At 61.5% G+C, this 25,387-nt stretch carries 31 protein-coding genes; 16 read left to right on the top strand and 15 right to left on the bottom strand.

Annotated features, from left to right (window positions below; genetic code table 11):
• Nucleotides 1-4: 4 nt before the first annotated feature.
• Nucleotides 5-229 carry a hypothetical protein gene (locus tag A3C3_RS0113645; RefSeq protein ID WP_022715168.1) on the bottom strand — a complete coding sequence of 75 codons (225 nt, stop codon included), beginning with the start codon at nucleotides 227-229 and terminating at the stop codon, nucleotides 5-7.
• A 344-nt stretch (nucleotides 230-573) separates the two neighbouring features.
• Between A3C3_RS0113645 and A3C3_RS0113640 the strand changes: the two genes are divergently transcribed.
• On the top strand, nucleotides 574-1,641 hold the full coding sequence (locus A3C3_RS0113640; RefSeq protein WP_022715167.1) for a GGDEF domain-containing protein: 1,068 nt from the start codon (nucleotides 574-576) through the stop codon (nucleotides 1,639-1,641).
• 23 nt (nucleotides 1,642-1,664) lie between these two features.
• Here A3C3_RS0113640 and A3C3_RS0113635 read toward each other — a convergent pair whose 3' ends face one another.
• Together A3C3_RS0113635 and A3C3_RS0113630 are read right to left on the bottom strand one after the other, a co-directional pair.
• Entirely contained in the window at nucleotides 1,665-2,276 is a 612-nt protein-coding gene (locus A3C3_RS0113635; protein ID WP_022715166.1) for a pyridoxamine 5'-phosphate oxidase family protein, read from the bottom strand.
• 35 nt (nucleotides 2,277-2,311) lie between these two features.
• Complete coding sequence (locus A3C3_RS0113630) at nucleotides 2,312-3,265, bottom strand: alpha/beta hydrolase (protein ID WP_022715165.1); 954 nt, start codon at nucleotides 3,263-3,265, stop codon at nucleotides 2,312-2,314.
• 45 nt (nucleotides 3,266-3,310) lie between these two features.
• Between A3C3_RS0113630 and A3C3_RS0113625 the strand changes: the two genes are divergently transcribed.
• Entirely contained in the window at nucleotides 3,311-3,778 is a 468-nt protein-coding gene (locus A3C3_RS0113625; RefSeq protein WP_022715164.1) for a MarR family winged helix-turn-helix transcriptional regulator, read from the top strand.
• A 2-nt stretch (nucleotides 3,779-3,780) separates the two neighbouring features.
• On the opposite strand, the gene A3C3_RS0113620 is transcribed toward A3C3_RS0113625, so the two are convergent.
• Complete coding sequence (locus tag A3C3_RS0113620; protein ID WP_022715163.1) at nucleotides 3,781-4,971, bottom strand: low temperature requirement protein A; 1,191 nt, start codon at nucleotides 4,969-4,971, stop codon at nucleotides 3,781-3,783.
• Nucleotides 4,972-4,998: 27 nt separating this feature from the next.
• Nucleotides 4,999-5,373 (bottom strand): gamma-butyrobetaine hydroxylase family protein, encoded by a 375-nt coding sequence (locus tag A3C3_RS0113615; protein ID WP_022715162.1) that lies wholly within the window; start codon nucleotides 5,371-5,373, stop codon nucleotides 4,999-5,001.
• A 115-nt stretch (nucleotides 5,374-5,488) separates the two neighbouring features.
• Here A3C3_RS0113615 and moaA point away from each other — a divergent pair, with 115 nt between their 5' ends.
• Entirely contained in the window at nucleotides 5,489-6,553 is a 1,065-nt protein-coding gene (gene moaA, locus A3C3_RS0113610) for a GTP 3',8-cyclase MoaA (RefSeq protein ID WP_022715161.1), read from the top strand.
• Between the two features lie 19 nt (nucleotides 6,554-6,572).
• Here the strand turns inward: moaA and A3C3_RS0113605 are convergent, their stop codons facing one another.
• From A3C3_RS0113605 to A3C3_RS0113595, 3 genes are all read right to left on the bottom strand, one after another.
• Nucleotides 6,573-6,764, bottom strand: coding sequence for a hypothetical protein (locus tag A3C3_RS0113605; protein WP_022715160.1), 192 nt, complete (start codon nucleotides 6,762-6,764; stop codon nucleotides 6,573-6,575).
• 48 nt (nucleotides 6,765-6,812) lie between these two features.
• Nucleotides 6,813-7,019, bottom strand: coding sequence for a CsbD family protein (locus A3C3_RS0113600; protein ID WP_022715159.1), 207 nt, complete (start codon nucleotides 7,017-7,019; stop codon nucleotides 6,813-6,815).
• Nucleotides 7,020-7,098: 79 nt separating this feature from the next.
• Complete coding sequence (locus A3C3_RS0113595; protein ID WP_028739623.1) at nucleotides 7,099-7,869, bottom strand: SDR family oxidoreductase; 771 nt, start codon at nucleotides 7,867-7,869, stop codon at nucleotides 7,099-7,101.
• 147 nt (nucleotides 7,870-8,016) lie between these two features.
• Between A3C3_RS0113595 and A3C3_RS46075 the strand changes: the two genes are divergently transcribed.
• From A3C3_RS46075 to mobB, 4 genes are all read left to right on the top strand, one after another.
• A complete protein-coding gene (locus A3C3_RS46075) occupies nucleotides 8,017-8,400 on the top strand; it encodes a hypothetical protein (RefSeq protein WP_022715157.1) in 384 nt (127 codons plus the stop codon).
• Between the two features lie 69 nt (nucleotides 8,401-8,469).
• Entirely contained in the window at nucleotides 8,470-9,378 is a 909-nt protein-coding gene (locus A3C3_RS0113585; protein ID WP_022715156.1) for a DMT family transporter, read from the top strand.
• Nucleotides 9,379-9,386: 8 nt separating this feature from the next.
• Nucleotides 9,387-10,016 (top strand): molybdenum cofactor guanylyltransferase MobA, encoded by a 630-nt coding sequence (mobA, locus tag A3C3_RS0113580; protein WP_022715155.1) that lies wholly within the window; start codon nucleotides 9,387-9,389, stop codon nucleotides 10,014-10,016.
• On the top strand, nucleotides 10,013-10,534 hold the full coding sequence (mobB, locus tag A3C3_RS0113575) for a molybdopterin-guanine dinucleotide biosynthesis protein B (protein WP_022715154.1): 522 nt from the start codon (nucleotides 10,013-10,015) through the stop codon (nucleotides 10,532-10,534). Before mobA ends, mobB begins: the two co-directional genes overlap by 4 nt.
• 48 nt (nucleotides 10,535-10,582) lie before the next feature.
• Here mobB and A3C3_RS0113570 read toward each other — a convergent pair whose 3' ends face one another.
• Nucleotides 10,583-12,724: an OmpA family protein gene (locus A3C3_RS0113570; RefSeq protein WP_022715153.1), complete on the bottom strand. Its 2,142-nt coding sequence runs from the start codon at nucleotides 12,722-12,724 to the stop codon at nucleotides 10,583-10,585.
• Nucleotides 12,725-13,049: 325 nt separating this feature from the next.
• Here A3C3_RS0113570 and A3C3_RS0113565 point away from each other — a divergent pair, with 325 nt between their 5' ends.
• The 4 genes from A3C3_RS0113565 to A3C3_RS0113550 all read left to right on the top strand — a co-directional run bounded on the left by A3C3_RS0113565 (nucleotide 13,050) and on the right by A3C3_RS0113550 (nucleotide 15,990).
• Complete coding sequence (locus A3C3_RS0113565) at nucleotides 13,050-13,823, top strand: ABC transporter substrate-binding protein (RefSeq protein WP_022715152.1); 774 nt, start codon at nucleotides 13,050-13,052, stop codon at nucleotides 13,821-13,823.
• A 113-nt stretch (nucleotides 13,824-13,936) separates the two neighbouring features.
• Complete coding sequence (locus A3C3_RS0113560; RefSeq protein WP_022715151.1) at nucleotides 13,937-14,740, top strand: ABC transporter permease; 804 nt, start codon at nucleotides 13,937-13,939, stop codon at nucleotides 14,738-14,740.
• Nucleotides 14,737-15,567: an ABC transporter permease gene (locus A3C3_RS0113555; protein WP_022715150.1), complete on the top strand. Its 831-nt coding sequence runs from the start codon at nucleotides 14,737-14,739 to the stop codon at nucleotides 15,565-15,567. The genes A3C3_RS0113560 and A3C3_RS0113555 overlap by 4 nt, the downstream gene beginning before the upstream one ends.
• Before the next feature lie 156 nt (nucleotides 15,568-15,723).
• A complete protein-coding gene (locus A3C3_RS0113550; RefSeq protein ID WP_022715149.1) occupies nucleotides 15,724-15,990 on the top strand; it encodes an usg protein in 267 nt (88 codons plus the stop codon).
• Between the two features lie 5 nt (nucleotides 15,991-15,995).
• Here A3C3_RS0113550 and A3C3_RS0113545 read toward each other — a convergent pair whose 3' ends face one another.
• Complete coding sequence (locus tag A3C3_RS0113545) at nucleotides 15,996-16,721, bottom strand: DUF2270 domain-containing protein (RefSeq protein ID WP_022715148.1); 726 nt, start codon at nucleotides 16,719-16,721, stop codon at nucleotides 15,996-15,998.
• A gap of 124 nt (nucleotides 16,722-16,845) precedes the next feature.
• Between A3C3_RS0113545 and A3C3_RS0113540 the strand changes: the two genes are divergently transcribed.
• The 3 genes from A3C3_RS0113540 to A3C3_RS38340 all read left to right on the top strand — a co-directional run bounded on the left by A3C3_RS0113540 (nucleotide 16,846) and on the right by A3C3_RS38340 (nucleotide 18,816).
• Entirely contained in the window at nucleotides 16,846-17,658 is an 813-nt protein-coding gene (locus A3C3_RS0113540) for a class I SAM-dependent methyltransferase (RefSeq protein ID WP_028739621.1), read from the top strand.
• A 187-nt stretch (nucleotides 17,659-17,845) separates the two neighbouring features.
• A complete protein-coding gene (locus A3C3_RS0113535) occupies nucleotides 17,846-18,538 on the top strand; it encodes a glutathione S-transferase family protein (protein WP_022715146.1) in 693 nt (230 codons plus the stop codon).
• Entirely contained in the window at nucleotides 18,535-18,816 is a 282-nt protein-coding gene (locus A3C3_RS38340) for an ArsR/SmtB family transcription factor (protein ID WP_022715145.1), read from the top strand. The genes A3C3_RS0113535 and A3C3_RS38340 overlap by 4 nt, the downstream gene beginning before the upstream one ends.
• A 1-nt stretch (nucleotide 18,817) precedes the next feature.
• Here A3C3_RS38340 and A3C3_RS0113525 read toward each other — a convergent pair whose 3' ends face one another.
• The 4 genes from A3C3_RS0113525 to A3C3_RS0113510 are packed head-to-tail and all read right to left on the bottom strand — an operon-like array spanning nucleotide 18,818 to nucleotide 22,685.
• Nucleotides 18,818-19,636, bottom strand: coding sequence for an ATP-binding cassette domain-containing protein (locus tag A3C3_RS0113525; RefSeq protein ID WP_022715144.1), 819 nt, complete (start codon nucleotides 19,634-19,636; stop codon nucleotides 18,818-18,820).
• Nucleotides 19,637-19,645: 9 nt separating this feature from the next.
• Nucleotides 19,646-20,482 (bottom strand): ABC transporter permease subunit, encoded by an 837-nt coding sequence (locus A3C3_RS0113520; RefSeq protein ID WP_022715143.1) that lies wholly within the window; start codon nucleotides 20,480-20,482, stop codon nucleotides 19,646-19,648.
• A gap of 25 nt (nucleotides 20,483-20,507) precedes the next feature.
• Nucleotides 20,508-21,683 carry an FMNH2-dependent alkanesulfonate monooxygenase gene (gene ssuD / locus A3C3_RS0113515; RefSeq protein ID WP_022715142.1) on the bottom strand — a complete coding sequence of 392 codons (1,176 nt, stop codon included), beginning with the start codon at nucleotides 21,681-21,683 and terminating at the stop codon, nucleotides 20,508-20,510.
• Nucleotides 21,684-21,719: 36 nt separating this feature from the next.
• Nucleotides 21,720-22,685 carry an aliphatic sulfonate ABC transporter substrate-binding protein gene (locus A3C3_RS0113510; RefSeq protein ID WP_022715141.1) on the bottom strand — a complete coding sequence of 322 codons (966 nt, stop codon included), beginning with the start codon at nucleotides 22,683-22,685 and terminating at the stop codon, nucleotides 21,720-21,722.
• A gap of 279 nt (nucleotides 22,686-22,964) precedes the next feature.
• On the opposite strand from A3C3_RS0113510, the gene A3C3_RS0113505 reads away from it, so the two are divergent.
• Nucleotides 22,965-23,834 carry an NAD(P)-dependent oxidoreductase gene (locus tag A3C3_RS0113505; protein WP_022715140.1) on the top strand — a complete coding sequence of 290 codons (870 nt, stop codon included), beginning with the start codon at nucleotides 22,965-22,967 and terminating at the stop codon, nucleotides 23,832-23,834.
• Complete coding sequence (locus A3C3_RS0113500; RefSeq protein ID WP_022715139.1) at nucleotides 23,831-24,514, top strand: DNA alkylation repair protein; 684 nt, start codon at nucleotides 23,831-23,833, stop codon at nucleotides 24,512-24,514. The genes A3C3_RS0113505 and A3C3_RS0113500 overlap by 4 nt, the downstream gene beginning before the upstream one ends.
• A 317-nt stretch (nucleotides 24,515-24,831) precedes the next feature.
• Here A3C3_RS0113500 and A3C3_RS0113495 read toward each other — a convergent pair whose 3' ends face one another.
• The gene (locus A3C3_RS0113495) at nucleotides 24,832-25,320 is read right to left on the bottom strand and encodes an Lrp/AsnC family transcriptional regulator (RefSeq protein ID WP_022715138.1); all 489 of its coding nucleotides are present in this window, start codon (nucleotides 25,318-25,320) and stop codon (nucleotides 24,832-24,834) included.
• Nucleotides 25,321-25,387 lie beyond the last annotated feature (67 nt).

Genomic DNA, 25,387 nt, shown 5'->3' with positions numbered 1-25,387 from the left:
GCCATCAGTGAACCGCCGCGGTCTTGCGCGGATCGATCCGCTGGGTGCTGGCTCGACTATTCAAAGCCTGAAAATCGGCAGCGCCCAGCGATTCCTCGGCGCTTACGCTGGCGAGGATATCGGTGCGGAACGCGCCGTCGAAGAAGCCGCGGTCCTGCAGCAACAATGCCGAGCCGGCGACAATGGCGGCCGCAAGAATGACCGGGGACGTATGACGAGAGGTTTCCATAATCTCATGCCTTCTGTTGGACCGCTCCAGGTCCATTGAGAAGGAATGTGCACCTCGTCCACCGTTTACAAAAGAGCACAATTTCGACACCAACTGTCAACAAATCGAAGACGATTAAAGTCGTCGGAAATGCCTGCATAATTTGGGGTGTCTTTCGCGGCAAATGCGCCAAAAAATGATGAAGACTCAGGTTCTCGCCTGATTTCAATTGCCTAGTATTTCATTGTCGAGGAACCAGAATACTCACATCTAATCTTTAGTATATATGCCTTTAATCCTTTCCCAACGAATTTAAGCTAATCAATAGAAGATTGCCTTCGAAATCTCATTGAGGAGTATGCCGAATGACTGCGGCTGCAGCGCCAAAGGCGCAGATTCCCGACGTGGCAGGTCAGATCACCTATGCCATGCGCTCGATGGGGGTCGCGCCAATCCCGCGCAATTACGAGCTCTTCTATGAGGCCTATATCGGCTCCAACCCCGCCTTGACGCGCGATCTTGCTGCGCTTGGCAGCCAGGCGACGCAGCAAGAACTCGACGCGCTCGGCGCGCAGCATTTCACCCATTCGCCCGCCCGTGTCTTCGATGACGCTCACACGCGCATCGCCGCCGAGCTTGAAGGGCTCCTGCGCGTCCTGCGCCAGGAGCAGACCTCGCTCGAAAGCTACAACAAGCTGCTCGGCGAAACCTACAAGCGCATCAATTCCAAGAGTGCCGCCAGCGTCGAACTCATCGAAAACGCCATCACGATTCTGACCGAGGCGACCGGCGATACAATGGCGCATGGCGAAAGGACTGTCGAGAACGTCGCCCAGCGCTCGCAGGAGATGGACCGGGTCCGCAAGGAACTCGATGAATACAAGCGCATAGCCAATACCGACTCGCTGACGCGCCTTTCCAACCGCCGGGCCTTCGACGATCGCCTCGCCGCCGTCTTCGACAATCCGGCACTGAAGCCCCTCACCGCGCTGGTACTTGCCGATATCGACAATTTCAAAAAGATCAACGACACCTACGGCCATCCGGTCGGCGACAAGATCCTCGCGACCGTCGCCTCCGTCATCCGCGCCAATGTCCGCCGCGATATCTTCGTCGCCCGCACCGGCGGTGAGGAGTTTGCGCTGATCGTCGACGGCAATACGCCGGAGGAAGTGATGAGCATGGCGGAGCGCATCCGCCGCACGCTCGAGGCGACCCCCTTCAAGAATTCCCGCACCCGCGTGAATTATGGCCCCGTGACCGTCTCCATGGGTGTCTGCATGGCATCGAACGCCGATGATCCGGGCGAGCTTTACTACAAGACCGACATCGCTCTTTACGGAGCAAAGAACGCCGGGCGCAACTGCTGCACCCTCTACCAGGATGGTATGCAGAAAGACTTCAGCAAGAGCTGGCTGATCTACAAGTCGTAGCATCACCATTCGGTGACAGCTGCCTACCACATCGTCTTTGCCGCACGGCCCGCCCACTCCCGGTCGTAGGTTTCGTGATCGAAATCTTCCGCCGCCGCCTTGAGCATCAGGCCGGGCGTCGGCAGCTTTGCCGGATCGGCAAAGTTCTCCGGGTTCCAAAGCTGCGCTCGTATAAGAGCGCGGGCGCACTGGAAATAGACCTCGTCGATGGTGATCACCACGATGGTGCGCGGATGCTTACCATTCATCTCGAAACTTTCGAGCAGCGCCTCGTCGTTCGACACCACCCCGCGGCCGTTGATGCGCATCGTCGTGTTCGAACCCGGCACCAGCAACATGAGCGCAAGGCGCGGATCGCGCACGATATTTGAAAGCGAATCAACGCGGTTGTTGCCGCGCCAGTCGGGCAGATGCAGCGTCTTTTCGTCGATCACCCGCACGACACCGCCGATGTCGCCGCGCGGCGAGCAGTCGAGCCCTTCCGGCCCGACGGTCGCCAGCGCCATGAAGGGCGCAGCTTCGATCATCTGGCGGTAGAGCGGCGTCAGCGCCTTGGTCACCTTGGCAAGGGATGCCTGCGTCAGGCCTCCCTCATAGATTTTGCCGAGTTCCTCAACCGTCCTGATAACTTTCATGATCGTCCTGCCACGTTCCAAAGACCGAATTGACGCTACAATGACGCCCGTTTGCCCGGAAGCTCAAAAAGCGGAATGATCTCAGCATCTTTCTTGATGGGATCATCGGCAAGGAACCGCTGGATCTCCGCAAGCACCGGCTCGGCGCTGACGATCCGCCGGTGACCGAAGCCGTTGGCCCAGAAAAGCCGCACGCTCCCGCCCGAGGCGGCGTAGCGCCGCGCATGATTAGCGCTGACTTCCTTGTCGTCTTGCGCGTGGATCACCAGCATCGGGCGCGCCATTCTTGCAGCCGCCTTCCCCGCATCGAAATCCTCCAGTCTCCGGCCGGTCAGCCGGTGCACCTCACCCTCAAGCGCCGCCTGAGCCGCCTTTTGGAGGCCGACCATCCTGCCGAAGCCGGCAAACAGCCATTTCATCTCGCTCGGCGAGCCGATCGTGACGATCTTTCCGGCCGACAGCGCTTCGATTTCGGGCAGCAGGCCCGCCGCCGAAACCATCAGGGCGGCGCCGCCGAAGGAATGGCCGACTGTCGCGTCGAATGGCCCAAACCGCGCCTCGGCTGCGGCGATCGTCTGTACGGCAAGCCCCATATGCAGGAAGCGTCCGCCTGCCCGTCCGTGGCCCGGAAAATCGACGCCGATCACCTCCGAGCCGCTCGCCGCAAGCGCACCGATCAGATCGGTCATGTATTCCATGCTCGATCCCCAGCCGTGCGTCACCAGGAAACGCTGCCGCCTGCCGGCAGCACCGCCGTTGATCCGGTAGGCATGCGCCCGCCTCCCACCCGCAAGGCGAAGCTCGATTCGCTCCGCCGATTGCAGGAACGCCCGGCCAGCCGCATGCGCCGCCCTCGCCTTTGCGCCCTTTGGCTTTGCGGACGGCGTCAGGCAGAACAGCCGGAATGCCGTCTTGCCCGCAAGAAGCGGTGAAACCGCCTGCAACAGCGAAAATCCGAGGCGGGTGACCTTCAGTGCAAAGTTTGGCATAGTGGGAATCCAATAATGTTCAACACTGAACAATAAAGTACAACGATGAACAAAAATCAATCCCTTCCTTGGGATCATCCGCGTTTTCGCAGCTGGATCGCCGTCGCCCGCGCCTGCCAGTTGATGCAGCAATCCTTGGGCCGCTCGCTGGCAGAGCTCGATATCAAGACCCCGCATCTCGATATTCTGATCAATCTTTATCGCTTCGAGGGCATCTCGCAGCAGGAGCTTGCCCGCAAGCTCCTCGTCGGCCGCTCCAATATGAGCATGCTGCTGCCACAGATGGAAAAACGCGGCCTGATTGAGCGCCGCGGCGACGACAAGGACAAGCGCGTGCTGCGGCTCTACCTGACATCCGAGGGCCGCAGCGTCACCGAGCGCGCCATGGTGATCCAGACCGACCTGATCGAACGGGTGCTGTCCCCCGAGCCGATCGAGCAGTGCATGGCCATGGCAAGCGCGATGGAACGCATCATCGGCGTGCTGCAGCAGGATCTGCGCGACGAGGATTGATGTCAGTGCAGCGTGCGCTCCGCCGGCCGGCCGGCAAGCGATCTGTATTCCCATGCGGCAACGACGATCAGCACCAGCGTCGCCAGAATGCCCATCACATAGACTTCGAGCACCGGTGCCAGGAACGCCAAAAGGACGAGCAGCACAAGACCCGCGATATGCGAAAGCGGCGCTCGCCCGCTCGTCGCGCCCTTGAACCAGAGATTGCCGACAAGGAAAAGTCCCGAACCACCGAGGATCGCAGCCATCACGCCGACATCGCCGCTGTCGTGCGGATGCGAGAACATGAACTCGACGGCCACCGCATGCACGATGATGCCGGCCAGAATCGGAATATGCGCATAGGTGAAAGCCTGCCGCGCAAGGCGGCCCGGCGTCTCGTCATGCTCGATCCGGTGTGCGGCCCGCTGATGCCCGAACCGGAAATAGAGCCACCACATCGCGACGGTTCCAACAAAGCCCGTGACGAAAACGACGGTCGTTAGACCGGAAAACGGCAGTTCCGAAAAGGTGCGGCCGGAAACGAGGATCGCTTCGCCGAGGCAGATGATGATAAACAGCGCGCAACGCTCCGCCATATGGGCGCCCGAGACATCCCAGTCCGCCGCCGTCGACTTACCCAGCCCCGGCACGAAGAAACCTGAGGCCGGACCTGCATAATCGATGAGGAGCGCGATAATCCATGTAATCAACCGCCCCTCATGCTCCAGAAAACCGCCGGCGATCCAGAAAACGCCGGCAACCGCAAGCCATGTACTGATGCGGATGAAGTTCAGATAGTTCGAGCGGCCGGCATCCTTCATCGCATAGAGCGCAAAGAACGACCGTCCGACCTGCATCAGCACGTAGGCAGCGGCAAAAAGCAGTCCCTTGTCGCCGAAAGCTTCGGGAATCGAAGCCGAAAGCACCAATCCGAGCAGCATCAGAGCAACGAGCATGCCGCGCACCGGCATCTTTTCCGGATCGAGCCAGTTCGTTACCCAGGCGGTAAAGACCCAGACCCACCAGACGGCGAAGGTCATCAGCGCCGCTTCGACTGCGCCGAGCAGCGTGTAGTGGGCCGCCAGCGCGTGGGAAAGCTGGGAAATGGAGAAGACGAACACCAGGTCGAAGAAGAGCTCGAGATAGCTGACCTTGCTGTCGGCCGGACTTCCCTTCGAACGCAACCAGTTTTTACCTGTGGTCCCCGCCATTTTCCCCCCTTTATGGCTGTTGATCGCTCAGCGCGGCTTTTCCGCGAGGTCGCGGCTCATGCCCTTTTCCCCGAGTTCCTTCTCGTATTGCGCAAACAGCTCGTGCCCACGCTCGCCGAGCTCGCGCAGATAGATCCAGGTGAAGATGCCCGTATCGTGCATGTCGTCGAAGCCGATGCGCACGGCATAATTGCCGGTCGGCGTCATCGAGATGATCGCCACGTTGCGCTTGCCGGGAACCGTCAACTTCTGCCCCGGCCCATGGCCCTGTACTTCTGCCGAGGGCGAAAGCACGCGTAACATTTCGGCCGAAAGGTCAAAGCTCTGGCCGTCGTTGAAGGTCACGGTCAAACGCTGCCGATCCTTCGAGACACGCAGTTCAATAGGCCAGATATCGCTCATCGCTCCCTCCAATTGTCACAGAGCAGTAGGCAATCGAGCATTTCGAGGCAAGCTCAATTTACCGTGCGTCCCCCGCCTTTCCCTTGACGGTGCAGCTACATCTGTCCACATTACCATGACGACGGAGGTATTGGTGAACAGCAACGTTGGAACGATAGCAAGCGCATCGCCGCTAGTGGCAGATGCAGCCCCGATGATCGACCCCTTTGGACGGGCGGTCACTTATCTGCGCGTCTCCGTCACCGACCGCTGCGATTTCCGCTGCACCTACTGCATGGCGGAAAACATGACATTCCTGCCGAAGAAGGACCTTCTGACGCTGGAAGAGCTGAACCGGCTCTGTTGCGCCTTCATCGCCAAGGGCGTGCGCAAGATCAGGCTGACCGGCGGCGAGCCGCTGGTGCGCAAGAACATCATGTTCCTCGTCCGCGAGCTCGGAAAGCGGATCGGCTCCGGCCTCGAGGAGCTGACGCTGACGACCAACGGCTCCCAGCTTGCCCGCCATGCGGAGGAGCTCTACGACTGCGGCGTGCGCCGCATCAACGTCTCGCTCGATACGCTCGACCCCGACAAGTTCCGCAAGATTACCCGCTGGGGCGATTTCGCCAAAGTCATGGAAGGCATCGACGCGGCGCAGAAAGCCGGCTTGAAGATCAAGCTCAATGCGGTCGCGCTCAAGGATTTCAACCAGGCCGAGATACCGGACATGCTGCGTTTCGCCCATGGCCGCGGCATGGATCTCACCGTCATCGAAACCATGCCGATGGGCGAGATCGACGAGGACAGAACCGACCAGTATCTGCCGCTCTCTAAGCTTCGCGCCGATCTCGAGCGTCAGTTCACGCTAACCGATATCGGCTACAAGACCGGCGGTCCGGCACGCTATGTCGAAGTCGCCGAAACCGCCGGCCGTCTCGGCTTCATAACACCGATGACGCATAATTTCTGCGAAAGCTGCAACCGGGTCCGCCTCACCTGCACCGGCACGCTCTATATGTGCCTCGGCCAGAACGATGCCGCCGACCTCCGCTCTGCACTGCGCGCCACGGACGACGACGGCCTGGTCTACGCCGCGATCGATGAAGCGATCACCCGCAAGCCGAAAGGCCACGACTTCATCATTGACCGAACCCACAATCGCCCGGCGGTATCCCGCCACATGAGTGTCACCGGCGGGTGACTGCCTCCATTTGAGTGCCTCAAGCAGCGCCGGCGGGATCGCCGATCGGCAACAGAGCCGGATCGACAGGCGACGGATCGTTGGGATTCTTGTCGTCTGAGGGGTCATGAGCCGGTTTTAACGGCGGCTTTTCCTGAACGCGATCGGGCGCGTCCGGTATCGGTGCGGGACCACGCTGCGGCTCAGTGGAATTTGGAACATCTTCCGGCATGATGAGTCTTCTTTTCTGGAGGAAGCCCGGCGAGAGCCGGGCTAATGCTCAATGCCAGGTCTGGCGCTCATACCAGTCGTCGACCTCGCGATGGATGCGATCCTTGGCAATGCCATAGCGCTCCTGAAGCTTGCCTTCAAGCTGCTCGCGGCGGCCGGCAATCTGGTCGAGATCGTCGTCAGTGAGCTTGCCCCACTGTTCCTTGATCTTACCCTTCATCTGCTTCCAGTTTCCTTCGACACGATTCCAATCCATCTTCCTTCTCCTCTTTACTTGGACATGAATGGAAAACGCCAACAGCCCCGGTTTGTTCAAATTTTTGGACAGGCAGACGTTACGTGCGAGTGATCGAAACGCCGCCGTCGGCGAGCATTGTGGACCCGGTGACGAAGCTCGCCATATCCGAGCCCAGGAAAAGCGCCACCTTGGCGATCTCTTCGGGCTGGGCGACCCGCTTCAGCGCGTGCAAAGCTTTGACGAAGGCGATCGTCTGCGGCGTTGCGTCCGGAAAGTTGATCGGATTTGCCTGCGTATCGACGCCACCCGGAAGCAGCGCGTTCACGCGCACATTCTTTGGCCCCAATTCAACCGCCAGCACCTGCACGAGCCCCATCAGCCCCGCCTTCGCCGCCGCATAAGCGCCCATGCCGGGCATGCCCACCGTATGGCCGACGAAGGTCGAGGTAAAGATGATCGACCCGCCGCCGCGCTTCGTCATCGCCGGCGCCTGATGCTTGGCGGCAAGAAATCCGCTCGTCAGGTTGAGGTCGACGGTATCGCGCCAGTCGCCGAGCGAGATATCGGCAAGCGACCCATAGGCGCCGGTGCCGCCCGCATTGTTGAAGGCGATGTCGAGGCCCCCGAAACGCCTTGAGGCCGTTTCCACAAGGGATCGATGCAGTCCTTCGTCGCGTATATCGCCTGCAACGGCAACCGCCTCTCCGCCGTCTGCCTCGATCTCTTCGACGAGCATCCCCAATTCCGCCTCACGCCGTGCTGTGACGACGAGTTTCGCGCCCTCGGCGGCAAAGAGTTTGGCCGCGGCGCGGCCGATACCGGCGCTGGCGCCGCTGACGATTGCGATCTTTCCATTCAGGCTGTTCATGTCGGACTCCGTTTGTTGCTGAAGATCAGGTTCGGCAATCAGATCGCAAAACCGTGCGGCTGCATCCACCCGTTTCCTGCACCCTGAAGAAACAAAAACCACGGACGGTCGAGGGCGGGCTCCAATTCTGCCGGTGGCGATCTTATCATGCGGCCCGGCCGCGTCCCCAGCCGCCTCTCCCTCCGGCTCACGCGTCGGGAACCGCTCGATCTTGTCCGAAAGCATGTCGAGGCGCTGGCGCAGGCGTGGATCGAGGCATTGTTTTCCTCGACCATCGCCGCGTTCTGCTGCGTGACGAGTTCGACGTCGGGCACCGCCCGGCTCACGTCCTGGATGCCGGTCGATTGTTCGCCGACCCCCCGCGATCAGGACGACCAGCGGAACGACGAACAGAAGAACTTTCGTGACAATGCGGCGGCAAAGGCCGTGGCAACCGAAAGGATTTTCCTTGCAAAACCGGCGCTTGCGCCCACCAAACTCGGCATCGCGCTGCTTATTGTGCACCGCGCAATCGATTTATTTTGGATGTGACTTTCATTCGATTCCCTTGATGCGCGATCCCCTTTAAAAGGACGGCACGAAAATCGGGAATCTCTTTTCATGCCGCGGTCTCGCAATACCCAGGGCGCAATCTTCATGAGCTTGGCCATGGCCGGCTTTTCCTCTAGCGACGCTCTCTCCAAGTCGGTCATCAGCTATATGAACGCTGGGGAAATCATCTTTATCCGTGGCGTCTTCACCAGCATTCTCGTCTATCTGATCGCCCGCCATCTAGGGGCGCTGCGCTCCTGGCGCATCGTGCTGAAGCCGATCATCATCCTGCGCGTCATCTGCGAAGTTCTCGCCGCGGTCTTCTATATCACGGCGCTGGGCATGATGCCGATCGCCAATGCCTCGGCCATCCTGCAGTCCCTGCCGCTCGTCGTAACCTTCGGAGCAGCACTCTTCTTCCGCGAGCCAGTCGGCTGGCGGCGCTGGTCGGCGATCCTGGTGGGCCTTTTCGGCGTCATGATCATCATCCGTCCCGGTCCCGAAGGCTTCACACCCGCAGCTCTTCTCTGCGTCGCCAGCGTGCTGGTGACGGCGGGGCGCGATCTTGCAACCCGCTCCATCGATCCCGAAATTCCCTCGCTCATGGTGACCGTCGTCACCGCGATGTCGGTCGCCTTCTTCGGCGCACTCCTCATGCCGGCGCTCGGCGGCTGGCAGCCCGTCAGCCTCACTTCGCTTTCGCACCTGCTGCTCGCTTCCGTCCTGGTGCTGATCGGCTATCAATCCGTCATCCTCGCAATGCGCACCGGCGAAGTCTCCTTCGTCGCGCCCTTCCGCTATACAAGCCTGGTCTTCTCCGCACTTCTCGGCGTCTTCTTCTTCGCCGAGGTGCCGGATTTCTGGACGCTCTGCGGGGCTGCGGTTGTCATCGCGTCCGGCCTTTATACTTTCTATCGCGAGGCCAAACGCCGCGTGCCGCCGATGGCGCAGGAATCCGAGCCGAGAAGCCCCGTCTGAGAACCACCATGGCCGATTTTTCCCTGCAGAATACCAATATCCCCGGCGTCATCCTTGCCGGCGGCCGCTCGACGCGCATGGGGCAGGACAAAGCCTCCGTCATGCTCGGCGGCCGCTCACTGCTTGATCATGCCATCGCGCGGCTGGCCCCGCAGGTCTCTACAATTGCGGTGAATGCCGACAGCGAGCCGCAATGCGGCCTACGCTTCATTCCGGATATCGTCCCCGGCAAAGCGGGACCGATGGCCGGCATCCATGCCGCAATGGCGCATGCGGCCACGCTTCCGGGCGTCAGCCATGTCGTGACCGTTTCGATCGACAGTCCCTTCTTCCCGGCAGAGCTCGTCGCAGATTTCGCCGCCGTAATCGATTCCCCGGCAAAGATCGCGATCGCCGCCTCCGAAGGCCGCCCTCATCCCGTCTTCGGCCTTTGGCCGGTTTCACTGGGGGACGAACTCGCCGGCTGGATCGCAACGGACGAAAAGCGGCGCGTGCGCGACTTCCTGTCGCGGCATAACGTAGCGGAAGTTGCCTTCCCGCTGCATCCGACGCGCGCCAGCCTGCTCGACCCTTTCTTCAACATCAACACGCCGGACGACTTGGTGGAAGCCGAGCGCTGGCTGCAGGTGCTGTCATGACCGGACCACGCATATTCGGAATCGCCGGCTGGAAGAATTCGGGCAAGACGGGCCTTGCCGTGCGTCTCGTCGAGGAGTTCACCCGCCGCGGCTACCGTATCTCGACGATCAAGCACGCCCACCACGATTTCGATATCGACAAGGTCGGCGCCGACAGCTACCGCCACCGGCAGGCTGGTGCGCATGAGGTGACGATCGTCTCCGGCACCCGTTACGCCATCATGCATGAGTTGCGCGGCGCCCCCGAACCCGCCTTCGAGGAAATCCTCGCACGCCTTGCTCCCTGCGACCTGGTACTGATCGAAGGCTACAAGCGCGAACCGATCCCGAAGATCGAAGCCCGCCGCCTGGAAGCGGCCAGACGCGATCTGCTGGCGCCGACCGATCCGCATATCTGCGCCATCGCCGCGGACCATCCCATCACGGACACGGACCTGCCGGTCTTCAATCTCGACGACACGACAAAGATTGCCGATTTCATCGCCGCCAAGATCGGACTTTCTCCGGCTTGCAAATAGAAAAAGCCGCCGCGCTAGCGACGGCATTTTCTCCTCGATCTGATGACCTTACTGGTTCGACGCGACCGGGCGCACCAGAGCCGTGACGCGGCGGATGGTCACGCGGCGGTTTTCCTGTTCCGGACCATCCACATTGACCTTCAGATAGCGCTCGCCATAACCCTGCGTCGCAAGGTTTTCCGGCGGAATGCCATAGACATCCGTGAGCACGTTGGCGACCGATTCGGCACGCTGGTCCGAAAGGACGAGATTGCTCTGGTCGGAGCCGACCGCATCGGTATGTCCTTCGATCAGGAAGGTCTCGCTCTGATCCTTTTGAAGCACCTCGTTCATTGCATCCGCAACCTTGCGCAGGCTCTGGGCCTGGCTCATCGGGATCTCGGCGCTACCCGTCGCGAAAGTGATCGTATCGAGGTCGATACGACGGACCTTGTCGCGGATACGGGCCGAATACTTCACCTCGTTCAGCGAATAGACGCGCTCGACGGGTTCCACGGGCGGCTCGCTCAGGAATTCGTAGTAATCGCGATCCGGATTGCTGCTTGTGTCGATGATGTAGTCGCGGACCGGGATCCCCAGCCGCATCGGCGGCAAATCAGCGCCCGGATCCTCGAAGTAGCCGCGGTCCGGATCATCGTAGAGTTCCGGCGAATAGTAGAGAACATATTCGCGGCCGCCGCTGTCGATGCGCGAGCGCTGGATGATATCACCATAGCGGTTGCGGATGGTCACGATGCGATAACCTTCCGGGCGCTCGATCGTCTCGCGGTAACGGTCCCGCGAAAGCTGCTCGTAAAGCGGCCGTTCGCCGTCCCTGAGGAAGCGGCGGTCGTCATCGCTGCGCACCACGATCCGGTTGTTGTACTCTATGATGGTACGGTTGTCGTCACCCTCGTAACGCTCGACGCGCGCACCTTCCGGGCTCATGAACTCCGGCCTGCGGTCAAGCCTGCGGCCCTCTTCGCTCGTCACCGCCTCAAACTTGACCGGTGGACGGCGCTGGCCTTCGGGCGCGAGCTGCGCATCGGCATCGGATTTCGGGGCGGCGATGACCTGCTGCTCTGCAGCGCGCAGGCGATCACGTTCACGCCGTCCGCCCCGCCCGGAAGTCCGGTCCGCATCCTTGTCGCTGTCGAGCACGGCGGCACCGTTCTCGACCGGCAGGACAACGGTCTCGTTGCTCTTGCTCGGATCCTCGGCGATCTGCTTGCGGCGATCGAGTTCTTCCGGCGTCACCTTCTCAGGAGCAGGAATTGCCTGTTCTGTCGGCTGCGCATCACCGGTCGGCTGTTCGCCAGTCGGGGCTGCGGGCTGGACAGGAACCTGCTTGCCCTGCTGTTGCAACGGCTGTTCGCCACCTTCGGCAGGCTTCTGCGCCTCGCCCGGCTCTGCGGGAACCGGCGGTTTTTTGGGTGCCGGCGATTCGGCGGGCACAGGAGCCTTCTCGGGCGCCGGTGATTCCTGCGGAACGGCTGCCTTGTCTTCGGCCGGCTGTTGCTCGGGCTGAGCTTCTTTCACGGGCTTGCGGCCGGGTTTTGCCGCGGGCTGCTGCTCACCTTCGGTGGCTTGCTGCTGCTGCCGCTTGCGCGGACGCTGCTGCTCGGGCTGCGCCTCTTCCGTCTGCTGTTGCGGCTCATCGGCCTGCGGCTGGGCTTCACCCTGCTGGGGCGCTGTTTCCTGCTGTGCAGGCTGCTGCTCGCGCTGCTTGCGGCGCGGCCGCTCGCGATTCTGCGCGGGCTGCTGTTCCGGCGCAGCCTCAGGCGCTACCTGCTCCTGCTGTGGCTCGGGCGCGGCCTGTTCCGGTGCGGCTTGACGCTTCTTGCGTCGGGGCTGCTCCTCGCTCGGCTGAGCCTGCTCGGCTTCCGGAGTCTGCTCGGCTTCGGGTGCTGCCTTGCGCTGCTTGCGGCGCGGCGCTTCCTGTTCGGCCTGCGGCGCCTCCTTCTGGGGTTCTGCCTCGGGCTGCTGCTCCTGGGCAGGCTGCTCTGCAGGCCGCTTGCGTTTCTTCTTCAGAAGCTCTTCATCGGAAGGCGCCGCATCTTGCGCGACCTCGTAGCTGCCGCTGATCACCTGCGGAATGGGCCGCACCCCACTTCCACCGGCTGCGGTCGCTGCATGGGCCGGCGACATAGCCAGCGACAGCGAAAGCAGCGGGAAAGCGGCGCTGGCAAACAATCTTGATTTCATGCCCATAGGGGTTCCTCGTCTTCTTGTTGAGCCTTTTTGGAACACCCGCAGGGCGTCCCGGCGTTTGTGGGCGGACTCAGGATCAAATCGTCCAAATCCGGATTTGTTCCCCTCGTTTTAGGAAGCCCGTTATTAACCCGGTATGAATGCTGCGGTTCGGTTCCGTTCATCTTTGCCACAGTTTGCGCCGCACCATTCCCGCGCGATTCCAGTTGCAATTTGCAAAAAAAAGGTTTGATTATCGCGCCAAGGCGGTGCCCCGTGCCCGCCGCATTCAGGTCGCTGGCGGATAAGAAGAAGACGCAGCGGCCAACCAACAGAGAGGATCCTCATGCGTATCTCCACCCGCCTTCTCGCAGCTGCTTCACTCGCAGCGCTGTCGCTTTTCGCAGGTTCGGCAATGGCCGACGGCGAGAAGTACGTGATCGGCACCGACTCGACCTACCCGCCCTTCGAATTCGTTGACGCGAGCGGCGAGATCAAGGGCTTCGACATCGACATCGCCAAGGCGCTCTGCGCTGAAATGAAGGCCGAATGCACCTTCGTCAGCGCCGACTGGGACGGCATCATTCCGGCGCTGCAGGCCAAGAAGTACGATATGATCGTTTCGTCCATGTCGATCACGCCGGAGCGTCTGAAGCTCGTCGACTTTACCAACAAGTACTACAACACGCCGCCGGCTGTCGCCGTGCCGAAGGACTCGACGATCACCGACGTCGCCGGCCTGAAAGGCAAGACGATCGGCGCACAGACCTCGACGACGCACGCCAACTACGCCGAAAAGCACCTTGCCGACACGGAGCTCAAGCTCTATCCGACCGCCGACGAGTATAAGCTCGACATCTCGAGCGGCCGTATCGACGCCGCCATCGACGACGTCGTCGTTCTCTCCGAATGGATCAAGTCGGAAGCCGGCGCCTGCTGCAAGATCCTGACGACGCTTCCCGTGGACAAGGAAATCAACGGCGAGGGCGCCGGCATCGCCGTGCGCCAGGGCGACCCGCTCAAGGACAAGCTGAACACTGCGATCGCAGCGATCCGCGCCAGCGGCAAGTACAAGGAAATTCAGGACAAGTACTTCGACTTCGACGTTTACGGCGAATAAGAAAACTTGTAACTGACCGGCAAAGATGGTGGCGGAAGGCTTGCTCTTCCGCCATTTTTGTTTGACAACCATGGAAAGATCGAAACGGCATAAGCCGTGAGGGGAAAGTTGGCATGGGCGGATTGTTTTCCGCGCCGGGCTCGTTCTGGGCCTGGATAGGATATATCGTTGATCCGCTCTGCGGACCTGCCGGCGTTTTCACCTGGTTCGGGCAATCGACCATCCTCGCCTGTGGCAATGCAGGCTGGGGCGACGAAATCGCGCTCGGCCTGAAGACCACCGTCAGCGTGGCGCTTCTGACGCTTCCCGTCGGCCTCATCATCGGCTTCTTTATCGCGCTTGGCCAGCAATCGGAAGAAAGGTCGGTGCGCCTTGCGTCGGGCATCTACACCACGATCTTCCGCGGCCTGCCCGAGCTCCTGACACTCTTCATCATCTATTACGGCCTGCAGATCCTGATCCAGTCGGTGCTCACCTCCTTCGGTTACGAACAGCGGGTGGAGATCAACGCCTTTGTCGCCGGCATGATCGCTCTCTCGGTGGTCTTTTCCGCCTATTGCGCCGAAGTGCTGCTGTCGGCCTTCCGCGCCATTCCGAGGGGCCAGTACGAAGCCGGCTATGCGCTCGGCCTCCATCACGGCCGCACGCTGGGCCTGATCGTGCTGCCGCAGTTGATCCGCATCGCCCTGCCCGGCCTCACGAACCTGTGGATGATCCTGCTCAAGGACACCTCCTACGTCTCGATCATCGGCCTTGCCGACATCCTGCGCCAGACCGGCGTTGCCGTCCGCGTCACCAAGCAGGCTTTCTTCTTCTACATCATCGCCTGCGGCCTCTATCTCGCGCTTGCGATCATCTCGTCGATCGGTCTCAGCTATATCGAACGCTGGGCGAAGCGCTCCGAGGCCCGCCGATGAGCTATGCGCAAACCCTCATCCCGCCGCAGCCGGCGCCGAAGGTAATCGTCAAGCCGATAACGGGCACGCGCGTCGTCGGCTCGCTCCTCGTCCTCCTGTGGGCGCTGCTTGCCGCAAGCCTGTTGTACATGGTGATCGCCGGCTGGGACGTGGACAAGTTCACGCACTACGGTCCGCGCTACCTGCACGGACTGATGACGACGGTCGTCCTGGTGACGATCTCCGTCATCTTTGGCGCAGCGCTTTCCCTGCCGCTCGCCTTCGCGCGTATGTCGAAGAACAGGATCATCAGCACGCTTGCCTATTGCTACGTCTACGTCTTCCGCGGCACGCCGCTCTTGGCACAGCTCTTTCTGATCTACTACGGCCTCGGCGGCTTCCGCGTCCAGCTCGAAGCCGCCGGCCTCTGGTGGTTCTTCCGCGACGCCTGGTATTGCGGTCTTTTCTCGATGACGATCAATACCGCCGCCTATCAGGCCGAAATCCTGCGCGGCGCCATCGAAAGCGTGCCGCGCGGCCAGCACGAGGCCGCGTCAGCACTCGGCATTCACAAGGCCGTCGCCTTCCGCAAGATCGTTCTGCCGCAGGCGCTCATCGTGGCGCTGCGCCCCTACGGCAATGAAATCATCCTGCTGATCAAGGGATCTGCCGTCGTCGCCATCATCACCGTTCTCGATCTGATGGGCGAAACCCGCTACGCCTTCTCGCGCACCTTCGACTACCAGACCTATCTCTGGGCGGCGATCTTCTATCTTTCGATGGTGGAAGCGCTTCGGCATTTCTGGAACTGGATCGAGCGCCGCCTGACACGGCATCTGAAGCGCTGACCGCTTGGCAGCACTCCCATATGATCGCTGCCAAGCCATTGAAATCAAAAACAAATAGCCTTTTCTTTCGACATCTGTCAAGCTTGCGTTAACCGACGCGTGTTTCCATTCATATAATGTTCACAAACGTGACATGGGAACGAAACCGAGGCTGAGATGAACAAGGATTTCGAAAAGCAGATCCAGGGATATGGGCTGACGACCGCCCACATCCTCTACCACCTGCCGGATCACCCGGCGATCCTCCAGACCTACATCTGGCAGGAATACGATCTTGCTCCGGACTTTCCCGAAATGCGCGGCTTTCTGAAGTTCTGGCAGGAGAAACTGGACGGCCCGCTGCATTCGGTGCGCTACATCCACCGCAAGCTGATTTCGGCAACGGAATGGCGCGCCCTCAAGGGCGAGTTCATCCTGCATTGAGGCCGCTAGACATGCGCCTCGCCATGAATGAACTCGCCTTTGTCGGGTTCCCGGCGTAACACGCCGTAGAGGATGGCGAGATAGAAGGCCAGCACGAGGCCAATCACCACGAGCCCCGGAAGTGGCCCGAGCACGGCATTGTCGATCACATAGGTCCAGGAGTGTGCCTGTGCCAGCGCGCTGCCCTCGGTCTGCAGTTTCGGCGTCGTGATTTTCAGCGCCCAGGCAAGCAGCATGATGAGATACATCCAGCTGTAGTTGCGCCGCAGCCGACGCTGGACGGCATCCGGGTAGGTCAGCAGGAACGTCGGCTTGCGCAGGCTGCTTGCGACCACCGGGCCCCAATCGCGCGCGGAATTCGCCTCCGGCGACAGGATCTGCGCGAAATAGTTTTTTTCGACCTGCCGGACGCGGGCCCGATAGATATCAAAGAACCGGTAGCGCCTCGCCTCGATCAGCAAGAGCAGCGAGATCAGCATGATTCCGAAGAGAAGCACGCCATGATGCGCGGTCGGCGTCGACAGCGAGAGGGAGAGCAATGCCGCGACCACCGTGATCGCCCAGTTCGACGTCCGGTCGATGCGATCCCGCCAACTCGTCATGCGTCCGAGTTCGCCGCGATAATAGTGCGCGAGCGTATTGGTGATTTCGACCGGCGTCAGCGGCAGCGGCGGCGTCGCCTGCTTCCGGGCGCTCTCGTCAAGGCCGGGTTTGCTGATGTCCGTCGTCATGGCATTCCTCCCTTTCCTTCTTATTGAGATCTCCATTTCGCATTCTGCGCCTCCAAGGCCGCCATTGCAAAAGGCGGCAAGCCGCCTTAGAGCCTTGCCTGAACTTCAAAAGGTGGTGATGGCAATGGCAAAGAAGATCGACGAGGAAGCGCTTGCGGAAGCCTATAACCGCGCCCTTGCCCTAGAGAAGGCCGGTGACATCGACGCGGCCGTGAAGGCCTATGAGGAAGTGCTGGCGATCGACCCCGAAGACCACGGCGGCGCGGCCGTCCGCATCGCCTCGATGGGCCGCGGCGAAACGCCGGTCAGGGCGCCGGATGCCTATGTCGAAACCCTTTTCGACCAGCATGCCGAAGTTTTCGAGGACGTGCTCGTCGAGCAGCTCAGCTACCACGTCCCCATGCTGGTCCGCCAGCGCCTTCAGGAACTGAAGCTCGACCCTTTCAAGCGCATGCTCGACCTCGGCTGCGGCACGGGGCTCACGGGCGGCACGCTGCGCGACCTCTGCGAGGAGATGACGGGCATCGATATTTCCGAAAACATGGTCGAGATCGCCCATGAGAAGGATATCTACGAGACCCTCTTCGTCGCCGAGGTCGAGGACTTCCTCGACGACAACGACGAAGACCCCTTCGACCTCATCACCGCGACCGACGTGCTGCCCTATCTCGGCGCCCTGGAGGCGCTCTTCTTCGGCACCGCCGAAAACCTGACGCCCGGCGGCCTCTTCATCTTCTCCTCCGAGACGCTCCCGCCAACCGACGGCCGCCTTTACGCCGTCGGCCCGCACCAGCGCTTCCTGCACGCCGAAGCCTATATCCGCGACCGCCTGACTGCGACCGGCTTCGACCTCGTGGAGATGACCGAAATCAACGTCCGCATGCAGGAAGGTCAGCCCAGTCCGGGACATCTGGTGATCGCGCGGTTGGCCGGCTGAGCGCACGATCCTTCAAGGTAACTGCGTTCGCTTTATGAGCATCTAGCCTCCCGGGGCGACATAGGGAACAACGGATCGGCGCACTGTACCGGATACTTACCCAGTCAGGAAACCATCTCTTGCGGCCCGCCCCGCAACCTGATACTTAGCCATTCAGTAAACTTTCCGATCACTGAAGGCTCGATCCATGTCGCTCGTTCTTTACGGACATCCCCTCGCCTCCTTCTGCCACAAGGTGTTGATCGCGCTTTACGAGAACGGCACACCTTTCGAAAACCGCACCGTCGATCTGGCCGATGAAACGTCGAGCGCCGATCTCTTCCGCTTTTGGCCGGTCGGCAAGATGCCGGTCCTGCGCGACGAGGCGCTCGACAGCACAATCCCCGAGACGAGCATCATCATCGAATATCTCGATCGACATTACCCCGGCCTTATCCGCCTGTTGCCGGACGATATCGACCGGGCGCTTCGCGTCCGCCTCTGGGACCGCTTCTTCGATCTCTATGTGCAGACGCCGATGCAGAAGATCGTTACCGATACGCTGCGGCCGGACGGCGGCAAGGATCCGCACGGCGTGGAAGAGGCACGCGGCACGCACGCGACGGCCTACGGCATGATCGAGCAGCAGCTTGGCAGCAACCAGTGGATCACCGGCGACAGCTTCACGATGGCCGATTGCGCCGCGGCACCAGCCCTCTTCTATGCCGAAACGCTCGTTCCCTTCGGCGACGACCAGCCGAAGCTCCGCGCCTATTACGAACGCCTGCTCGAGCGGCCGTCCTTTGCGCGGGTGCTGAAGGAGGCGCTGCCCTATTTCAAGTTCTATCCGTACAGGCACCAGCTCCCCGAGCGCATCCGCAGCGAAATGCCCTCCGAATGATCATGGAACCTGCCGCCCTCGACCGGATGTTTCACGCTTTGTCCGACCGCAGCCGCCGCGGCATGGTCGATCGCCTCGGCCGCGGCCCTGCCTCCGTCATGGAGCTGGCAAAGCCTCTCTCCATGACACTGCCGACAGTCATGAAGCATCTGAGCGTGCTGGAATCGAGCGGCCTCGTGCTGTCCGAAAAGGCCGGCCGCGTCCGCACCTACCGCCTGCAGCAGGAGGCGCTTGGCCATCTCGATCGCTGGATTTCCGAGCGAAATCGACAAAGCTAATCTAACGCACCGCCTGCTTGCCGAGGATCGCCGAAAGCAGCTTCCCCTCCAGTTCGGCGAGTTCGGCATTGCCGTGCCTGCGCGGATGCGGATAAGGGATCGCCAGATCGAGCGCGATCCGCCCCTCGTCGAGCACGATCACCCGGTCGGCCAGATGCACCGCCTCGCTGACGTCATGCGTCACCAGTACGGCGGTAAAGCCGAGTTCGCGCCAGACGCGATTGACGAGTTCCTGCATGCTGATGCGCGTCAGCGCATCCAATGCCCCGAGCGGTTCGTCAAGCGCCAGCACACCGGGCTTGCTCACCAGCGCCCGGGCCAGCGCGACGCGCTGCCGCTGGCCACCGGAAAGCCGTGACGGCCATTCCGACGCCTTCTCGGCAAGCTGCACTTCGGAGAGCACCGCCGCTGCTTCCGCCAGTGCCAACCGCTTCTCCACCTTGTCGCCGAGCCCGACGGCGACATTCTCCGCCACGCTCAGCCACGGCAGCAAGCGCGGCTCCTGGAAAACGATGCGCGCGTTCGGCTGGCCCTCGGCACCGGCGGTATTTTCGAAGCGCAACTCACCGGCCGTCGGCTGATCGAGCCCCATGAGGATCCGAAGCAGCGTGCTCTTGCCGCAACCGCTCTTGCCGATCACCGCGACGAACTGGCCCGCCGGAATGTGGAGGTTGATGCCGCGCAAAACCCGGTTGCCGCTGAAACTCTTCTCAAGGCCCGTCAGCGTGATCGAAGCGGCACCTTCTTGCGCAACGGCCGCTTCCGTCTCGTATTCCGGCTCAGCAGCCCCCTGGAAGCGCTCATGCGTGATGACGGTCATTGCGTTCTCCTATTTCTGATAGACGGGGTTCCAGGTCAGCGCCCGCCGCTCCAGCGCCCGCGCCACGACATCCGCCAGCTTGCCGAGCACGGCATAGATCACCAGCGCCAGCACCACGACATCCGTCATCATGAACTCGCGGGCATTGTTCGCCATGTGGCCGATGCCCGAAGACGCGGCGATCGATTCCGAAACGATCAGCGTCAGCCACATGATACCGAGCGCATAGCGCAGCCCGACGAAGATCGAGGGCAGCGCGCCTGGAAAGATCACCTTGCGAAACAGCGTCCAGCCGCCCATACCGTAGACCCTGCCCATCTCGATCAGGTCGCGGTCGACGTTGCGCACGCCGTGATAGGTATTGAGATAGACCGGGAAAAGCACGCCGAGCGAAGTGAGGAAAAGCTTCGATTCCTCGCCGATCCCGAACCAGAGAATGACAAGCGGGATCATCGCCAGATGAGGAATGGTGCGCAGCATCTGCAATGTCGTATCCGTCAGCTGCTCTGAAATTTTCGAAACGCCGTTCGCAATGCCGAGCAGGAAGCCGATTGACCCGCCGACGATGAGCCCCGCGAAAGCCCGGCCCGCACTGACGAGAACGTCATGCGGCAACTGCCCAGATCGCGTGGTCGACCAGAAGGCGACAGCCACATCCGCCGGTGACGGCATGACACGCGAGGAGATAAGCCCTGCCGACGACGCCGCCTGCCAGGCGAGGATGATCGCGAGCGGTACCAGATAGGGCAGAAACGCTTCGCGGCTCGGAAGCGACAGTCGAGAGCGCACCTTGCGGCTCTCTTGCCCGGCGATCGCTCGCGTGAACGGCGTTTCGAAAACCGACATGCTTACCTCCTTGCGTGCTTTGAAATCAGGAGCCGGAAACGACCTTCAGGTTGCCGCCATGGCTGCCGCCGCCGAAGACCCGGTGACGGCCGAAATCGCTCTTGAGGCCGTGGTGCTGCTCCTCGCGCTCGAGCCCGAGTTCGGGAAACAGCAGTTCGGCGACGCGGTATGCCTCTTCCAGATGCGGATAGCCGGAGCCGATCACCGTCTCGATGCCGAGGTCCTGGTATTCGCGAAGCCGTGCGGCGACCGTCTTCGGCGAGCCGACCAGTGCTGTCCCGGCACCGGCGCGCACAAGGCCGACGCCGGCCCACAGGTTCGGCGAGACCTCCAGCTTGTCCCGGCGTCCGCCGTGAAGGGCCGCCATGCGCGCCTGGCCGACGGAGTCGGACTCCTTGGCGAAACGCTGCTGCGCTTCCTCGATCGTCGCATCGTCGAGCCTGGAGATCAGCCGGTCGGCCGCCGCCCATGCTTCCTCATCCGTTTCGCGAACGATGAAATGCAGGCGGATGCCGAAGCTCACGTCACGGCCTTTCTTGGCCGCGGCGGCGCGCACGCGCTCGATCTTCTCGCCGACCTGTGCCGGCGGCTCGCCCCAGGTTAGATACTTGTCGACCCGGCCGACCGAGAAATCGATCCCGGCATCCGACGAGCCGCCGAAATAGAGCGGGGGGCGCGGGGTCTGGACGGACGGAAAGCCGAGCTGCGCATTGGTTGCCTTGATATATTTGCCGTCGAAACTCGCGACACCCTTTTCCAGCAGCTCTTCCCAGACGGTGAAGAACTCGTCGGCATGCGCATAGCGCTCGTCATGCTCCAGATGGATGCCGTCGCCGGCAAGCTCGCCCGGGCTGCCGCCGACGACGATGTTGAGCAGCACGCGGCCGTTCGAGATGCGGTCGAGCGTCGTCGTCAGCCGCGCATAATAGGCGGGCGACGCGGTGCCCGGACGGATCGCGACGAGGAACCTCAGCTTCTCGGTCTTGGCCGAAAGGGCTGCGGCCGTCACGAAGGACTCCTCGCAGGCGACGCCCGTCGGCAAAAGCACGCCGGAATAGCCGAGCCGGTCGGCGGCCTGCGCGATCTGCGTCATGTAGCCGATATCCGGCGCGCGGGTCAGCTCGCCCGAGCCGAGATAGGCCCCGTCGCCGGAGGTCGGGATGAACCAGAGGAAATCGATAGGCTTGGATGAAGCGCTCATGGGTCGGAAATCTCCATTGAAAACCGGAAACAGAAATCAGCTCGCCTTCGGCCGCCAAACGATGTCGCCGGTGGTCAACTGCTTCGGCACGATGCCGAGCTGGTAGAATTCATCGGCAAGCGCCTGCTGGTAGGCCACCGCATCGTCGGTGATGGTCGTCACGGCGCCGAGATCGGCGCCCGGCCGCGACAGCGTGACGCGGGTCACCTCAGCCGGCACGCCGGTGATTTCGGAGAGCTCCTTGACCGTATCGTCGAGCTTGCCCTGCGCCGACTTACCGACCTTGCCGAGTTCATCGATCACGTCGACGATCACCTGACCGTTGGCATCGGTGAATTCCTGGTTTGCGAGGAAATAGCTGTATGAGGGAACGATGCCCTCGGCCGTCGTCAGGATACGGGTCTCCGGATCGGCCTCGGCGATTGCAAGGTAAGGATCCCAGATCGACCAGGCATCGATGCTGCCGTTCTTGAATGCAGGGGCCGCATCCGGCGGCGCAAGGTCCAGCGGCTGGACATCATCGATCGTCAACCCCGCCTTGCGTAAGACTTTTACAGTAACGTTATGCGCGCTCGACCCGCGCTTAAACGCGACCTTCTTGCCCTTCAGATCTTCGAGAGTCTTGATCGGAGAATCTTTGCGCACGAGGATCGCCGAACCCGCCGGGCTGCCATGATAGGTGCCGACATAATAGAGATGGCCGCCTGCAGCCTGCGCAAAGAGGGGCGGCACGTCGCCGGTCGCGCCGAAGTCGAGCGCGCCGGCACCGAGCGCTTCGAGCAGCGGCGGGCCGGAGGTGAATTCTGACCAGCTAACCGAAATGCCACGATCGGCAAGCCGGCTCTCCAGCGCCCCGCGGCGCTTGGCGAGCGCCAGCACGCCGTTCTTCTGCCAGCCGATCCGGAATTCGGTGGCTGCAGCGCGCGTGGGTTTGATGGCCGGCAGAACGGCAGCAGCAGCAGCAGCACCGAAAAGTCCGAGCGTCTGGCGTCGAGAAATCATGGCAATCCCCTTTCCTTCGCGGCAGCATCCTTGAATCTGCCGGTCGTTGCGATGACTTTGATAATGATAATCTCTATGTATTATATCGACAATTTTATTTGTGAGTTTTGCCGCCCCCGGCAATTTTCCTGACCGGAATGTGCCTGTTCCGCGAAATTTTATTCCAAAGCACGCTGCCGAGGATTTTTCGCACGGCAAACCGGACCGGCGTCACTTTGGCTTTCCTGCCGCGGCACTTTCGGCTAATCATGCCCCGAATTCAGGAGAAGGATCTGGCATATGGCAAAAGTCGCGTTCATCGGTCTCGGCGTCATGGGCTTCCCCATGGCAGGTCACTTGAAGGTGAAGGGCGGCCACGACGTCACGGTCTATAACCGCACGGCATCCAAGGCCTCGGACTGGACCGCCAAGTTCGGCGGCAAATCCGCCCCGACGCCTGCAGAAGCTGCAGCAGATGCCGATTTCGTCTTCACTTGCGTCGGCAATGACGACGACCTGCGTTCGGTCACCATCGGCAAGGGCGGCGTGTTGGAAAGCATGAAGAAGGGCGCCGTGCTCATCGACAACACCACCGCCAGCGCCGAAGTCGCCCGCGACCTTTATGACGCCGCCAAGGCAAAAGGTAGCGATTTCATTGACGCGCCGGTTTCCGGCGGCCAGGCGGGTGCGGAAAACGGCCTGCTCACTGTCATGTGCGGCGGCGATGAAGCCGTCTTCGAAAGGGCAAGGCCGGTCATCGACGCCTATGCCCGCATGGTCGGCCTCATGGGTCCTGCCGGTTCCGGCCAGCTCACCAAGATGATCAACCAGATCTGCATCGCCGGCATCGTCCAGGGGCTCGCCGAAGGCATCCATTTCGGCAAGCGTGCCGGCCTCGACATCGAAAAGGTTATCGACGTCATCTCCAAGGGTGCCGCCGGCTCCTGGCAGATGGAAAACCGCCACAAGACCATGAACCAGGGTAAATACGATTTCGGTTTCGCCGTCGACTGGATGCGCAAGGATCTCGGCATCGTGCTCACCGAAGCACGCGCCAACGGCGCGAAACTGCCCCTCACTGCCCTCGTCGACCAGTTCTACGGCGACGTCCAGGCGATCGGCGGCAACCGCTGGGATACGTCCTCCCTGCTCGCGCGCCTGGAAAAATGATCGGCCCCTCGGCAAGCGCGGCCGAGCTGATCGCGCATCTGCAGACGCTGCGCTCTAAGGAGAACATTGCCGGCATGACGCGCTTCGGCATCGTCACCGGTACCGCGCTCGGCATCTCCAATCCCGATCTTCAAAAAATCGCCCGCCTTGCGAAGAAGGACCACGCCCGCGCACAGGAGCTCTGGCAAAGCGATATCCGCGAGGCACGCATGCTGGCGCTCTATACTGCCGAGCCGAAGAAGCTCACGCCGGCGCAAGCCTGCCGCTGGGTGGAGGATTTCAACTCCTGGGAAATTGTCGATTGCGCCGCGGACCTTTTCGTCGAGGCGAGGCTCGATGACGTGATTTTGCAATTCGCCGCCGACGATCGCGAATTCGTCCGCCGCACCGCCTTCGCCATGATCGCCGGCGCTGCTGTCCACCGCAAGCAGGACGCGGACGAAACTCTCCTCGCCTGGCTCCCGCTGATCGAGGCGCATTCCGCCGACCCGCGCAACTTCGTGCGCAAGGCCGTCAACTGGGCGCTGCGCAACATCGGCAAGCGCAGCCGCGCCTGCCACGCCCCGGCTCTGGCTCTCGCCGAACGCCTCGCCGCAAGCCCCGACAAGATCGCCCGCTGGATCGGCAAGGACGCCGTCCGGGAGTTGACCAATGAGAAGGTGATGGGGCGATTGACGTAGGAGCCCGGCGAGTGCGAGGATGGGGAAATGCAACAGCACACGCGACGTTCGCTAATTGCAGCATCATTGCCCCCAAACTCCCTCATTCTTGTGCCTGTCATAGGGATCCATTCACGGCGCGTCTGCGCTATCAATGGCTGATGGGACGTTTAAGTGTCTTGTGCGCCCAAGGAGTTGGGCGCACTGGATGCCTGTGACGAGCACAAGGCATGAGACGGGGCAATGACAGCGCAAAACAGCAACGTTGCCGGTGCGGCCTTGGCAGCGATAATAGGCGGCACGTGCCATCCTTGCTCTTTCCGCAGAATGGCTAGACCTCAATCCTCGCTGGACTTCGCATTATCCAAGACCATGTAATCAAGCGGCAGCTGCGTCGAATACTTGATCTGCTCCATGGCGAAAGCCGAGGAAACGTCGCGGATTTCGATCTTGGCGATCAGCCGCTTGTAGAAGGCGTCGTAGGCGGCGATATCCGGCACGACCACGCGCAGCAGGTAATCGACGTCGCCGCTCATGCGGTAGAATTCGACCACTTCGGGAAAGTCCGAGACGACTTCGGAAAAACGCCTCAGCCACTCAATCGAATGCGTCGCCGTGCGGACCGAGACGAAAACCGTGACCTTCGTGTTGACCTTCTCGGGGTCGAGGATGGCGACGCGGCGTTTGATCACGCCGTCCTCTTCCATCTTCTGGATACGGCGCCAGCACGGCGTTGTCGAAAGCCCCACCTTCTTGGCGAGATCGGCAACAGCCAAAGTCGAATCTTCTTGCAAAAGACGCAGTATCTTGCGGTCGAGACGGTCCATATGCGAAAGCCCTTTTCGAATTATTTTCTCTATATAACGCGATTCCGGCGCCAGAAAAGAATTTTGT

It is taken from the genome of Rhizobium mongolense USDA 1844, from assembly GCF_000419765.1.
GTDB lineage: Bacteria > Pseudomonadota > Alphaproteobacteria > Rhizobiales > Rhizobiaceae > Rhizobium > Rhizobium mongolense.
Note: the sequence above shows the minus strand (reverse complement) of the source record. Positions and strands in the feature narration are given on the sequence as shown.